Origin of the sequence: Campylobacter sp. (assembly GCF_052170435.1) — a bacterium.
In the GTDB taxonomy this organism is placed as follows: domain Bacteria; phylum Campylobacterota; class Campylobacteria; order Campylobacterales; family Campylobacteraceae; genus Campylobacter_A.
On sequence record NZ_JBQNAN010000011.1, the window covers coordinates 1 to 12,897 of the forward strand.

The window sequence follows — 12,897 nt, forward strand, 5'->3', positions numbered from 1 at the left end:
GATAATATCGCCTTTTTAGACGAAGCGCTCTATAAAGAAAAGCTCTGGACGCATCAGCCGCTAAATGATTTTTGGCGTATAGGCAAGCAAACTAGAGCAAAGCTTGAAAGATACGGGATATTTTGTATGAAGGATATGGCAAACGCGCCATTTAGTCTGCTAGAAAGAGTGTTTGGCATCGACGCCTATATCGCGCTAGATCACGCAAACGGCATCGAGCCCACCACCATAGCTGATATCAAGGCCTATAAGCCATCAACCAAATCATACTTTAGCTCTGAAATTTTACCCAGAGACTACGAGAGACTGGAGGCTCTAATCGTGCTAAAAGAGATGACCGATAGGCTAGCCCTAAAGATGATAAACGAGGAAGTGCGAGCCAGCGGGCTCACGATAAATATCAAATTCACCGATAAAAACGAACCTACGCAAAGAGCCACGGTAAGGTTTAAAACCCCTAGCAATATCGCTAGCGTACTCATGGACGCAGCGCAGGAGCTATATCTAAAAAAGATAAAAAACGCAGGCCTCATCAGGCAAATCGGCATATCGGCAAACGACGTCGTAAAGGAAAGCAAAACCGAAAGAAGCCTCTTTGAAGAAGAGAATACAAAAGAAAAAACGGTGCTAAAAACACTAAATAAGATAAAAGAAAAATACGGCAAAAACTCCATCCTAAGGGCTATCGACCTGCTACCCGAAGCTACCGGACGAGATAGAAATAAAAAGATAGGAGGGCACAAAAGCGGTGAATAAGGACAGAGCCAAAATCTTTAGCTCGTTTAATCCCCTCTCTACTCTAGAAAAAGCCCTAAAAGCGCAGGAGCGAGAAAAGAGCGAAAAGCTAGACCTAGACGAGTCAAAGATAGAAGAAATCCTAAATAAAATAAGCAAACTAAAGCCCGCCGACAAGGTAAAAATCACGTATCACGACGGGCAAGGCTACGTGAGCATAGAGGGACTGGTCTCAAACGTAAATTTGATGGATAAAAGCCTAACTGTGGTAAAAACGAGAGTTAAATTTGACGATATTTACGCGGTTGAGGTTGTTTTGTGAGTCGGGATTTTGGTCGTTTTGCGGTGCGCGAGACGCTGTGGACGGCACAAATTTTACTTTGCCCGCGCTTTTCTTGACGGCTAAAAATCGGTTTAGTAAAATTTGCCTTGCTTAGGCGGCCTTGCGCTATCTAAAATGCTAGCTTTGTGTGCGTTAAATTTGATCGCGTGCCGTTTGTAAAAGCCATTATGCGCGGCGTGGCTTTTGTTTGTCTGTGGTTGCTTTAGAAAAGCTACGCGCTAAAATTTCTAGTTTTTTACCGTTTTGGAGATAAATTCTCGCTCTATCGTTTCTATAACCGCTTGCGGCGAGAGATCTTTCATGCAGGCGTGGGTTTTTAGCGGACAGACGCGCTTCATGCACGGCATGCACGCTAAATTTAGGCGCAGGATACGGGCGTTTTCGTTGCGCCACGGACAGGTCTGCGTAAATCTCGTCGGCCCAAAAAGCGCGATCGTAGGCGTCTTGTAGGCCGCGGCGATATGCATCGGGCCGCTGTCGTTCGTGACGAATATCCCGCCGCTTTGCCCTATGCCGCCGATATTTTCGCAAAGCTCGCGCACGCTCGTTTTGCCCACTAGATTTTCGCACTCCGCGCCATTTTCGCGTAAAATTCGCTCGATCTGCTCGCATATATCCCGCTCGCCCGCGCCGCCAAAAATCATAATCTTAAATTTATCTTTAAAGTGCAGCGCTACCTGCGCGAAGTAGGCCGGATACCAGCGTTTGGCGCTTCCGTAGCTAGCGCCGGGATTTAGCCCGAGTACGGGCGCGTCAAATTTACGCGGCTCAAAGTAAAGCTTCAGCTCGTCGTCCGCCCGTTTTAAATTTAGCGCCGATTTGACGAATTTTAGGTATTTTTGCACCTGATGCGCGCTATCGTTGTTCTTTTGGAAAATAAATTTTCGCCCCGCCCGCGCTCCTAAAAGCAAAATTTTACTCGCAAACGAGCTTCTAAAGCTAAACGCCGCGTCAAATTTGCCGAGATTTCTAGCCTGCCAAAATAGCCGCCAGAGCCTAAATTTAGCCTTTTTGCTGCCATCAACGATGACGCGCTCGCAGTTTGGGTGAGCCTTAAAAAGCTCGCACGCCGCAAACGAGCCGAAAAATACGATTTTGACGGGCTCTCGTGCCTCTTTTTTTAAATTTTGCGGATTTTGATTTTCTTGCGCGTTTGCCGTCAAATTTGCGCCGCGGTCAGCTTCAAATTTACCGTCCAAATTTGGCGTATCGTTTTTAAAAATTTGAATTTCTTGCGTTACCGAGCCGAAATTTTGCGATAAAAAGCTAAAGTCTCGCTCGCCCAGGTCCTCAAATTTGCCCGTCAAATTTCCCGCGCCAAACGCCGCGTGCTTTGCGATGGCCTCCACCGCGGCGCTTGCCATCACGGCGTCGCCCAGCCAGGTCGGCAGCTCAATCAAGATTCGCACGTATGATCTCCAGCGTAGCGTTCGCGTTTTTTTCGATGCTAAACTCGCTAGCAAGCGCCAAATTTCGCTCTTGTAGCATTGCTAGCCGCTCGTCGTCGTTTAGGATCTCGTCGATCAGAGCGCAGATGTCGTAGTCTTGCGGCGAGCTCATCACAAATTCCCCCGGTAGTATCTCCGCCGCGCCGTTTTGAGCGGTCGTGATAGCGACGCAGCCGTAGCTAAGCGCCTCTAAAACGACGTTTGAAAACGGCTCGTACGCCGTCGGAAACAAAAACAGCTCGCTGCCTTCGTAAAATCTCGCCGCGCTTTTTTGTGCGCCCGTAAATACGGCGTTTAGGCCAAGTTCCTTGGCTAGATTTTTGTAGCGGGCGGCGTTTTTGTCGCGGCCGACGATCAGGCAGTTTACGCGGGTTTTTAGGCGAGCCGCGATGCGTAAAAACTCCTCCGCGCCCTTGCGTTTAAAGCCGCTTCCTACAAATAGCAGCGTCGGCAGGTGAAAATCAAGCCCGAACTCCTCGCAAAGAGCGAGCTTTGCCGAGCCTTTTTGCACGCGCGTAGGCAAATTTACGCCGTTATAGACGACTGCGATCTTTTCAGGGACGATGCCGTAGGTCTCGCAAATTTGACGCTTTATGAAATTTGAGTTGGCGATGATTTTTTTTGCATTTTTAAAAGTTCGCTTTTCAAGGTAGGGAATGACGAAATTTAGGGGGTTTGTGAACCAAAACGGTTTGGTTTTCATATAGACTTTGTGCACGCCGTCACCCGCGCGGTAGATGTCGGCGCAGGTGACGCGCTCTAAGCTAAAATAAATCTCGTCCGCGCTCTTTTGCCGCTTTGCTTGCGAGTTAAAAAGCAGGGCTTTGATCCACGAGCTTAGCTTTTTGCTACCGTTAAATCTGCGCGTCTCGCACGCAACGCCCGAATCTTTTAGAGCTTTAACGAGCCGCGAGAGATATCTCTGCGCCCCGCCGATAGCATCCAAATCGAGCCTTAAAAATACTATTTTTTTCATGTTCGCCTTTTAAAATTTAGCGGTATTTTATAAGTTTTTTGATGAATTTTAGGTTATGCCCAGCGGGCTATGGATGAGGGCGTAAATAAGTATAAGCGTAAAATAGGTATAATCGCGCAAAAAAAGGAAAATCGTGAAAATTTTGCTCGTTAGAAACGATAACATCGGCGATCTCATCTGCACGACGCCCTCGATAGAAGCGCTGCGAAAGGCTCATCCGCATGCACAGATCGATATCGCGGTAAATAGCCTAAACGCATGCGTCGTTCGCGGCAATCCATTTTTAAACAAAATATATATCTACACTAAACCAAAGCACGTAAAAGGAGCAGCGGCAAAGGTGCGGGCGTTTTGGGGGAAATGTAAAATTTTGCTTCAAATTCGCCGAGAAAGATACGATGCAACCGTGATTTTTAGAAGCGCCTATTCGCCATCTGCCGCGATATTTGCCAGAGCCGCCGCAGCTAAAACGACCGTAGGAGCGGCAAAGCAAAACGAGGGCGGGTCATTAATAACGCATAAACTAAGTTTTAATCCGCCGCCTCACGAGGTGCTACTTTGCTGCGAGCTAGTAGCGCCGCTGGGAGCGAAATTTGACGGGGAAAAGATGCTTTACGTACCTAGCTTTAAAAGCGAGAAATTTAAGGATTTTGTATTTTTTCACGTATCCTCGAGGGTGGAGCAAAACCGCATGGACGAGGCTAAAATTTTACGGATTTTGGGATTTTTAAAGCAAAATTTCGGACGCGTCGCCGTTAGCGCAGAGGACGTAAAATTTGGCGAAAAAGTAGCGCAAGAGGCGGGCGTGGAGTTTGCCTCGACTGCGAGCCTAGATGAACTTGCAGGCTACATCTGGGCGGCTAAATTCGTCCTCACGCTTGATGGCGGCGTAGCGCACCTAGCACCGGCACTTGGGGTAAAAACGGTGCTCGTGCTTGGCAAAACGGACGCCGCTCGCTGGGCTCCCATTTACGGCGGCGCGCCGTGCACCGTGCTGCAAAGCGCTAGCAAAAGGGCGCAGGACGTCGTGGACGAGGAAATCTACGAGGCGGTCAAAAATATATGAAAAAAACAGATAAAATCAACATCCTAGAGCTTGAAAGCTCGCTGGGTTTCGGCGGGCAGGAGCACCGCACACAGCGCGTCATAAACGGACTAAACAAGGATAAATTTAAGGTATTTTACGCGCTAAATCCCGGCTCAAAAAGCTTTGAAAAGCCTATTGATTGCGAGTTTGTGGAATTTAACCTAAGCAAGGTTTATAATATTTTTGAAATTTTTAAAATTTGCCGTTTCGTGCGCGAAAAAAATATCTCTATCATCGCCACGCACTCGGGCAAGGACGGCAACATCGGCGCGATCGTCGCAAAGCTAACGGGCGCTAAAGTAGTACGCACCAGACACCTACAAACGCCGATTAGATCGGCGTTTAGCTACAACGTAAACGATAAAATTGTAGCCGTCTCAAATGCCGTAAAATCCCAGCTCGTCTCGCAGGGCGTGCGTGGAAATTTGATAGACGTTATCTATACAGGCGTGGATACGGCGCGGTTTAATCCAAATTTTACGAAAAACATAAAAGCGGAGCTAAATTTGAGCGCAGACTGCGTTGTAGTGGGTATTGTGGCGGTCTTGCGCGCGGCGAAAAATCATCAGCTATTATTTGAAGCTTTTAGCGATCTAAATCTACCAAATGCCGCTCTGGTCGTGGTCGGCGACGGTCCGCAGGAGGAAAATCTAAAAAAAATAAAAACGCCAAATATCTACATGCTAGGCTCTCGCACCAACGTGAGCGAGTTTTTGGGCAGTTTTGACGTTTTTGTGCTACCTTCAAAGATGGAGGCGCTGGGCACTGCGCTGCTTGAAGCGCAGTCGTGCGGGGTGCCTTGCATCGGTAGCGATGCGGGCGGCATCGGCGAGGCGATAAGTAGCGGCAAAACGGGACTTTTGTTTAAAAATGGCGATAAAGAATCGCTCAAAGCGGCCTTAAAAACGCTGATAGAAGACGCGGCGCTTCGGGCGAAATTTAGCGCGAACGCGAGGGAATTTATCGTGCGAAACTTCTCGATAGAGACGATGGTTGCGCAGACGGAAGCGATGTATGAAGCTCTTTGAGAGCGTGGCGCGGCTCATTTTGCGCTTTAAAAGCGTGCGCAAAACGCAGCTGGTTACGCAGCCCATACAAACGGTCTGTTTTTTTAGCAACACCGCGCTTGGCGATACGATTTTTAACACGCCCGTTTTTCGCGTTTTTCGGCAAAATTTCCCGCACGTACGCACCGTCGCACTACTAAATACATCTACCGCACCGCTTTTTAAAACCGATCCGAATATCGATGAAATTTTGCTTTACGACGGCAAAAAAGGCGGCTTTTTGCGCGCTTTATCGCAGCTAAAAAAGCTAAAGCCGGACGCCATCTTTATCCTGCACTCAAACGAGCCCGAGGCCACGCCGCTAGCAGTTTTAAGCGGGGCCAAATACGTCTTTAAACTACCCAATGCGGGCAGTAAATTTAGCCCCTTTCACTCAAACGCGCCGGAGCCTTACGGAGATGAGCGATACGTCGTGCTAAACCGCCTCGAGCAGCTTAAATTCGTAGGCATCGAGAGTCGCGACACGAGGTTAAATTTATATTTGCGAGACGAGGACTTTACCCGCGTCGATGAAATGCTAAAAAAAGACGGCAAACGCAAATTTATCGGCTTTCAGATGGGGGCTAGCACGGTTTCCAGGCAGTGGTTTTGGCAGCGTTGGCGGGAGCTGGCGGAGATGATTTTAGAGCGCACGGACGCCGTTATCGTACTAACGGGCAGTCCCGCCGAGCGAGCGATGACCGCGCAACTAGAAGACGCGCTAAAGAACCCGCGCGTGATAAATGCGGCGGGTAAGCTTAGCCTGAGGGAGGCTGCCGCGCTGATAGCTAGGCTTGATCTGCTAGTGACGCCAGACACCGGCCCGCTGCACGTCGCAGCCGCGCTAAAGACGCCTACGATCGGGCTTTTTGCCGTCGCCTCGCCCGTGAACTCAAATCCGGATTTTGACGAAAATATCCATAAATTTATCAAAAAGCCGCGCACCTGTTCGCCTTGCGTCGGCAAAAACTGCAAATTTCAGGAGTGCATGCTGCAAATAGGCGCGGATGAGGTCTGGGGGATGCTAAAGGAAATGATTTGAAAAAGATTTTGTTCGTCGATACGGGGCGCGAATACGGCGGCGGGACGAAGAGTTTTTTGTATCTTTTGCGTGGGCTTGGCGCGCAGCAAAAATACGAGCTTTGCGCGTTTTTTGAGACTGATTACAAGGCGGGTGGACGTAAAATCTCGCAAATCATCGAAGAAGTCGGGGCTAAATTTATAAAATTTGAGCCCAAAAAGCAACCCTCAAAGCTAAAAAAAGAGCTTTTGCGCGCGCTAGGCGGTCAAATTTTAGCAAAATACCTCTATAAAAAAGACTACGACTACGCGCTTTGCTTGCTGCGGCAGGTACGCCCCGATATCCTTCATCTAAATAATCACTTTTCAACCAATATCGCCTACATCGCCGCCGCAAACGCCCTAAATATCGCGGCAGTGCAGCACCTGCGTAAAAACTCGCCCGTCGAGCCCTTTAAGCTTGAAATTTTAAAGCGGCTAAAATTTACGCCCGTTTGCGTTTCAAACGCTACTTACGAATTTTACGCCGCGCAGATAAAAATGCCTAAAAACGTGGTTTATAATCCCGTCAAGGCGCCTATTTTGAAGCCGGAAAAGCCTGAAACGAGCGAAAATTTAAGCCTCTCGCAGACAAATTCAAAAAATAGCGGCGATGATAAAAGCGCCGCTCTAAAAGACAAATTTGACGCCGAAAAAATAAATATCGTAATGCCGGCAAATTTCTTGACGCTAAAGGGGCACGAGCTTGTTTTTGACGCGCTTGCTGGACTAAAAAGAAGCGATGTAAAGGTCTATTTTGCCGGTGGGGGCGAGTTAAAAGCGGGCGCTAAAGCCAAATTTGACGCGCTGATAAAATCAAACAAGGCCGAGTATCTGGGCTTTGTTACCAAGATGGACGAGATTTACGCCGAGTGCGACTACGTGCTTGGATTTTCCAGCGACGAGGGACTGCCCAGAGTCGTCATCGAGGCGCTTGGCTGCGGGCTTGGCGTGGTGTATTCGGACATCGCCGTCATAAGGGAGATTTATGAAATCTCCTCGAAAAAACAAGATTTTTTTATAGTTCAAAGAAGCTCGGATGCGCTTTTAGCCTGCTTTGAGAGCTTGCGTAGGCCAGCCTCAAAAAACCCTGACGATACCGTTATAAAGGCATTTAGCATAGAAAATTATCTTCGCGGGATAGAAAGGATATATAGCGAACTTTGACGAAGGCCTCGATGTCTGCGAGATTTTGCTCGCTAAGATCGAAAAATGCGCTCGCGTCGATATCCCGCACGGTTTTAAACACGGAGCTAACGGGTGGCAAATGCGAGTTTATCACGAGCGAGTCGGCGACGCCTCTTTGCTCGCTGGCAAAACAAGGCCCCATCAGGCAGATCGTGGGTGTGCAAACGCTATCTGCGACGTAGTAGTTGCCGGTATCCGAGCTTGCGTAAAGCTGCATCTGCGAGAGATAAAACGGCAACTCCTCAAGGTCGATTTTGTCGACTAAGGAGATGATTTTTAGCTCGTTTTCGCCGAATCTTTTCACGTAAGTATCGCAAATTTGCGAGCTAAAATTTGACCCGCCGCTAGTGCTGTTTTGGCTGCAAATTTGAGCTTTTGTATGCTCTTCGTTTGCATTTTTAAAACTGCTGCAAATTTCGCTCGTATCGCTAGCCAAATCCGCGCAAATTTGCCTCTCGCTTAGATTCTTTACCTGCTTTTCGTCCGCATTTTCCGCGAGCAGGTTTTTTAGCAGTGCCGCCTCCTCGCCGACGCCGAAAATGTAAACCTCGCAGTCAAATTTAGCGAAAATTTCAAATATTTTTTCCCAAATATGTTTTGGCGGCGTTTTCATTTTATTGCCCGCGCTTAGGCTCACGCCGATCTTAAATTTGCCGCTTTTTACGATATTTTCACGTGGGATAAAGAGCGGTTGTTGCAAGCATTTTTCATATTTTAGCTCGCTAATGCCGAGCGTTTTTAGGTAGGTTAGTAGCGTGAGATCATTTAGGGTATGTGGCACTTTTTGCATACCGAGCGCGAGTAAGCCAAAGTCGCTGGAGGCTGCGTAGTGATGCACGGCGACGATGTTTTTAGCTAGCGTGCAGCGTGCCAAAAAGAGATTTAGGCTGTTTGGCATCAGCACGTAGACGCTATCGTAGCCGCGCGAAAAAAGCTCGAGCGCGAGTCCTAGTTTGGAGGCTTTTTTGCGTTTTACGTCGTTTATCGTAAATATTTTTTCTATTCGCCGGTCGTGTTTTGCAAAGGCTAGATTTATCTCGTCGATTAGCACATCAAATTTGCTCAGCTTTTCAAAGATCACGGTCGAGTTTGCGTAGTCGCCGATTTTAGCGGTTTGTATGAGTAAAATTCTGCCTTTTTCGCCTTTAAATTTTAGCTTTTTCATCGCAAAAAGATATGGGTAAATCAGTAAATATATGAGAAAATATATCAAAATTTAGGCCTTTATTCTATAAAAATTTAGCCTAAATTTAGCATAAATTTATAAATTTACGGACATTTTTGAGCGAGCGAGAGTGAAAATTTGGCCCAAAACCGCTTACTGGATTTTAATGATTTTATCGATATAATGGGCATTTTAAATTTAAGGGAGAAAATGACGAAGCTACAAAACCGCCTACAAAACGCCGCTTTATACCTCGTTTGCGTTTTTATCGCTTGCGAACACGTTCCGCGTATGACGGCGGCGAAAAACATCTCGCTTTACCTTGCGCTCGTATGCGCGATCTGGCTTTATTTTACCGATAGGACGCGATTTGTCGCAAGGGTCGGGGTAAATTTTAGCTTTTCTCGCTCGCCCGCGTTTTGCCTTATCGCATTTACCTTTTACGCGTTTTTGATCTCGGCCTTTCCCTACGCGCCGCAGTTTGATTCGCTGGGCAACGCTGCGGGCGAGTTTGGGCGCGGATTTGCTTTTTTGCTCATCGTCTACGTCGTGGCAAACGGCGAGACCGCTCAAGCAAAATTATTTTTTTACGCGCTGATAGCGGCCTTTGCGGTTATCAGCGTTTATTACGCCGCGCCGCTTTTTAGCGAGTTTGAGAGGCTTGGCAGCGCGGGCGAATTTGACTCGCGAGTCGTGCGCCGAGCGTACGCGGACTACGTGGATAGATTTTTGCCTTTTGCGCTGGCGGGAGTTTTTATCTTTAGGCGGCTTTGGGCGCGAGTTTCGTGCGGCGCGCTTTGTCTGGCGGCCGTAGGGCTTGATATTTTGAGCGGCGTTAGGGGTAGCTGGGGAGCGATGCTGGCTTGTTTTATTATGTTTGGTTTTTGTTTGTATATCTTAGGCGGCGAGGTGAAGCGTAAATTTAAACTCTTTGCCGTTATTTTTGCCGTTTGCGTCGCGGGCGCGTCGGCGGCGGTTTTGAGCTCGCCTACTGCGATGTATAAATTTTTGCAGATCGGGATAGTGAGCGAGGCAAATCTCGAAAACGAGAGCATGAGAGAGCGCCTTGCGGGACTTAGCTTTAGCTCGGGACGCGATTTGATTTTAAAGGAGCGCTTGCCGCTACTTTTTGCTAGTCCGCGCGCGCTAACCGGGCTTGGATACGGCAAGGAGCAGTACGACGCATTTTTGCGGGGCGAGGCAGACAAAGGCGCACATATCTCGATGATGCAGACGAGGTCAAACGGCGAGCGGTACTGGTTTAACGACGAGCCGTTTTTTATCGGGCATTACTACTACTACGGCGCGGTCGGCACGGCGCTGCTACTGGGCGGTTTTATCTCGCTTTTGGCGTATGCGTTTAGGCATTTTTTGCGCTCGCGCGAGCTGCTTTTTGCGGCGATTTTTATCTCGTTAGTGTGTTATTTCGGCGTTCGCGGGCTGTTTGAGGCGATAAATTTACGCATACTTTATATGTTTTATATGCTCGGATTTTTCGTCTTTCTAGTTGCGCGGACGGGAGCTAAAGGAGGCGGCGTTGAGCGTTAGCGTTTTGATGTATCATCATGTTTTAAAAAAGGGCGGATTTATCGCCTCTAGCGTAGAGGATTTTGCCTCGCAGATGAGATTTCTCGCCGAGGCGGGCTATAAAACGCTCACGATGAGCAAATTTATCGCCTATAAAAAGGGCGAGCTAGCCGTGCCTAAAAAAAGCGTCCTCATCACCTTTGACGACGGTTGGAAGGACAACTACGTCTACGCCTACCCGGTCTTGCGCGAGTTTGGGCTGCGGGCGACGATATTTTTAGTGACGCAGTGGATCGAGCGCGCGAGCCTGCGGCGGGGCGAGTTTATCGAGCTAACTCACTCCGAATACAAAAAAGCAGCACCCCAGCGTCCGCAGGACGTATTTTTGAGTCTTGACGAGATAGCTGCGATGCGGGACGTTTTTGACTTTCACTCGCATACGCATACGCATTTTGACGAGTATTTCGGCGCGCTCCCGCCTGAGGAAAATTTCGCTCGGTGCCGCGAGTTTATGCGCGCAAATTTGGGCATAGAAGATAAACTTTTATGCTGGCCGCGCGGCAAATACGACGAAAATTTGATCCGTCTAGCTAGGCAGGCGGGTTACGAGGCGTTTTTCACGACGCAGCGAGGCATAAACAGGCCCGACGGCGACCTGTCGGCCATCAAGCGTATCGCCGCCAAAAAGGACGCCACGTGGCTAAAACGCACGCTTTTTATCTATCAAAACGACATTTTGGGCGGGATATACTCGAAGATAAAGAAGTAAAATTTGCCATAAATTTGAGTCAAATTTGGGTATTTCGACGTACCTAGCTAAAATTTGGCCCAAATTTGAAAGGCACGAAGTAGCGGGCGTAATTTCGCTCGTCGGCGAGGTGTGCGTTTGCTTTGCCGGCGGTATTTAAAGGACCCATTATGAAATTTCTCAAATTTAAATTTAAAATCATAGCCGCGGCGCTACTTCTAGTGGCGATACTTGGCGCCGCATTTATTCGAATAATTCCCGATTTTTCCACTTCACGAGGCTTCGCCGTCGTTTCTCTCCCTGATTACAATAAATACAAGCAAGGATACTGCCTAAAAGAGGACAGAATTTTACCCAAAGAGGAGCTGTATAAAAAAGTAGCAGGAGCGTATTTAGATTATGATATAAAACTAGATTGGATGATTGACGATTATAAATTTAAAACCTACGGTAGTTTTTGGCATAGTAGATACGAGGTTGCATACTATGAACTAGAAAATATAAACTTATCGAATTGTTTTGAAGTATTAGAAAAATATTATCAAGAGGGAAAAACGACCGAGCAGATACTGATGAAAGAGTTAAAGGCTAAAAAAACCGATCCAAAGAAATATCTAAAAATAAATTTGAAAGATACGAGCGTTGGATTTGATAGACCGATAGTTGGAATAGATGGTAGCGAGAATGATGTTACTGGCACTTTGCTCCTTGATAAATTCGCTATATTTAACGGCAATTATATGCAATTTAACCATTCGGAGTATCTGTACGATACGAGAGAAAATTTTATTATCGTGAAGAAATACTATAAAGAGAGAAAAAATGCCGTAGTCGGTATTGGGAAAGGTTTTAAATTTGATAACTGCGGCAATATAAATTATCCGCTGGAAGAATATTATTTGGGCGGTAGAGATATAGAGATGCGCTAAATTCTCTAATATGAATTTTGTTAAAAAATTTAAGGGACTTAAGACCGATGAACGCAGAACAAAGGTATAAATTTCACAGGACGGCGAGATACTTGCTGGCGGTGCCGATAGTTTTCTTGCTCGCTTGGTGGGCAGCGGCTTTGATTTTGGCGGTTTTGCCTTTTGAGGGCGCGCTAAGGATTGCTGTTTTTGTAGCAATATTTGCGATTTTGGCTTGCGTGCTGCTTTGGTATCTGCTCAAAAGGTATAAAAATTTTAAGCCAAGCAAGCTGTTTATAAAAAATCCAAATCTTAGTCTGCTACTTTTTACGGTAGAAAATTTATCGCTCGGCGCTTTTTACGGCGGGTTTTTGGCGTGCTTGGCGGAGGGATATTTTTGGGGAGAGCGTGCCGCCGGCTGGAGCGTGGCGTTTGCATTTGCGTTCGCGCCCGTTTGTTTGCTCATTTTCGTGATCTCATACATGTTTAACGAAAAGAAGGCTTAGGCGTCAAATTTAAGCGCCCAAATTTATAAAATCAAGAAGTTCAAATTTGACGGCTAGCGTTCAAGCCAAATTTGACCCTACAAAAGCCAAGCCGATAAATTTGATCGTCAAATTTAACCGAAGAGGCCAAACTTACCTCTCGCGGCTCAAATTTGCCCGTA

General features: G+C 47.3%; 13 protein-coding genes. 10 read left to right on the forward strand and 3 right to left on the reverse strand.

Annotated elements, in window-relative coordinates; genetic code table 11:
* Together ACTTJF_RS05795 and ACTTJF_RS05800 are read left to right on the forward strand one after the other, a co-directional pair.
* Positions 1–756 (forward strand): DinB/UmuC family translesion DNA polymerase (locus ACTTJF_RS05795; RefSeq protein WP_442551150.1); only part of this gene is annotated, 756 nt, incomplete at its 5' end.
* A complete protein-coding gene (locus tag ACTTJF_RS05800) occupies positions 749–1,057 on the forward strand; it encodes a YolD-like family protein (RefSeq protein WP_002951954.1) in 309 nt (102 codons plus the stop codon). The genes ACTTJF_RS05795 and ACTTJF_RS05800, both read left to right, overlap by 8 nt.
* 248 nt (positions 1,058–1,305) lie before the next feature.
* On the opposite strand, the gene ACTTJF_RS05805 is transcribed toward ACTTJF_RS05800, so the two are convergent.
* Both ACTTJF_RS05805 and ACTTJF_RS05810 read right to left on the reverse strand, forming a co-directional pair.
* Positions 1,306–2,487 carry a glycosyltransferase family 9 protein gene (locus ACTTJF_RS05805; protein ID WP_442551151.1) on the reverse strand — a complete coding sequence of 394 codons (1,182 nt, stop codon included), beginning with the start codon at positions 2,485–2,487 and terminating at the stop codon, positions 1,306–1,308.
* Entirely contained in the window at positions 2,471–3,502 is a 1,032-nt protein-coding gene (locus tag ACTTJF_RS05810) for a glycosyltransferase family 4 protein (protein WP_442551152.1), read from the reverse strand. The genes ACTTJF_RS05805 and ACTTJF_RS05810 overlap by 17 nt, the downstream gene beginning before the upstream one ends.
* A gap of 133 nt (positions 3,503–3,635) precedes the next feature.
* Between ACTTJF_RS05810 and ACTTJF_RS05815 the strand changes: the two genes are divergently transcribed.
* From ACTTJF_RS05815 to ACTTJF_RS05830, 4 genes are read left to right on the forward strand one after another with little or no spacing between them, the layout of a single operon-like run.
* Positions 3,636–4,568 carry a glycosyltransferase family 9 protein gene (locus ACTTJF_RS05815; protein ID WP_442551153.1) on the forward strand — a complete coding sequence of 311 codons (933 nt, stop codon included), beginning with the start codon at positions 3,636–3,638 and terminating at the stop codon, positions 4,566–4,568.
* Positions 4,565–5,617, forward strand: a complete 1,053-nt coding sequence (locus ACTTJF_RS05820; RefSeq protein WP_442551154.1) for a glycosyltransferase family 4 protein — start codon at positions 4,565–4,567, stop codon at positions 5,615–5,617. Before ACTTJF_RS05815 ends, ACTTJF_RS05820 begins: the two co-directional genes overlap by 4 nt.
* Positions 5,604–6,677 (forward strand): glycosyltransferase family 9 protein, encoded by a 1,074-nt coding sequence (locus ACTTJF_RS05825; RefSeq protein ID WP_442551155.1) that lies wholly within the window; start codon positions 5,604–5,606, stop codon positions 6,675–6,677. The genes ACTTJF_RS05820 and ACTTJF_RS05825 overlap by 14 nt, the downstream gene beginning before the upstream one ends.
* Positions 6,674–7,861: a glycosyltransferase family 4 protein gene (locus tag ACTTJF_RS05830; RefSeq protein ID WP_442551156.1), complete on the forward strand. Its 1,188-nt coding sequence runs from the start codon at positions 6,674–6,676 to the stop codon at positions 7,859–7,861. Before ACTTJF_RS05825 ends, ACTTJF_RS05830 begins: the two co-directional genes overlap by 4 nt.
* Here ACTTJF_RS05830 and ACTTJF_RS05835 read toward each other — a convergent pair.
* Positions 7,809–9,095 carry a glycosyltransferase family 9 protein gene (locus ACTTJF_RS05835; protein WP_442551157.1) on the reverse strand — a complete coding sequence of 429 codons (1,287 nt, stop codon included), beginning with the start codon at positions 9,093–9,095 and terminating at the stop codon, positions 7,809–7,811. The two genes, ACTTJF_RS05830 and ACTTJF_RS05835, sit on opposite strands and share 53 nt — an antisense overlap.
* A 162-nt stretch (positions 9,096–9,257) precedes the next feature.
* Here ACTTJF_RS05835 and ACTTJF_RS05840 point away from each other — a divergent pair, with 162 nt between their 5' ends.
* From ACTTJF_RS05840 to ACTTJF_RS05855, 4 genes are all read left to right on the forward strand, one after another.
* Positions 9,258–10,595, forward strand: a complete 1,338-nt coding sequence (locus ACTTJF_RS05840; RefSeq protein WP_442551158.1) for a hypothetical protein — start codon at positions 9,258–9,260, stop codon at positions 10,593–10,595.
* The gene (locus ACTTJF_RS05845; RefSeq protein ID WP_442551160.1) at positions 10,585–11,343 is read left to right on the forward strand and encodes a polysaccharide deacetylase family protein; all 759 of its coding nucleotides are present in this window, start codon (positions 10,585–10,587) and stop codon (positions 11,341–11,343) included. The genes ACTTJF_RS05840 and ACTTJF_RS05845 overlap by 11 nt, the downstream gene beginning before the upstream one ends.
* Before the next feature lie 149 nt (positions 11,344–11,492).
* A complete protein-coding gene (locus ACTTJF_RS05850) occupies positions 11,493–12,251 on the forward strand; it encodes a hypothetical protein (protein WP_442551161.1) in 759 nt (252 codons plus the stop codon).
* A gap of 47 nt (positions 12,252–12,298) precedes the next feature.
* Complete coding sequence (locus ACTTJF_RS05855; protein ID WP_442551162.1) at positions 12,299–12,736, forward strand: hypothetical protein; 438 nt, start codon at positions 12,299–12,301, stop codon at positions 12,734–12,736.
* Positions 12,737–12,897: the final 161 nt, after the last annotated feature.

Coding starts and splice junctions, on each gene's coding strand:
- ACTTJF_RS05810 (WP_442551152.1), bottom strand. CDS start 3,502: ATGAAAAAAATAGTATTTTTAAGGCTCGATTTGGATGCTATCGGCGGG.
- ACTTJF_RS05820 (WP_442551154.1), top strand. CDS start 4,565: ATGAAAAAAACAGATAAAATCAACATCCTAGAGCTTGAAAGCTCGCTG.
- ACTTJF_RS05825 (WP_442551155.1), top strand. CDS start 5,604: ATGAAGCTCTTTGAGAGCGTGGCGCGGCTCATTTTGCGCTTTAAAAGC.
- ACTTJF_RS05840 (WP_442551158.1), top strand. CDS start 9,258: ATGACGAAGCTACAAAACCGCCTACAAAACGCCGCTTTATACCTCGTT.
- ACTTJF_RS05850 (WP_442551161.1), top strand. CDS start 11,493: ATGAAATTTCTCAAATTTAAATTTAAAATCATAGCCGCGGCGCTACTT.
- ACTTJF_RS05855 (WP_442551162.1), top strand. CDS start 12,299: ATGAACGCAGAACAAAGGTATAAATTTCACAGGACGGCGAGATACTTG.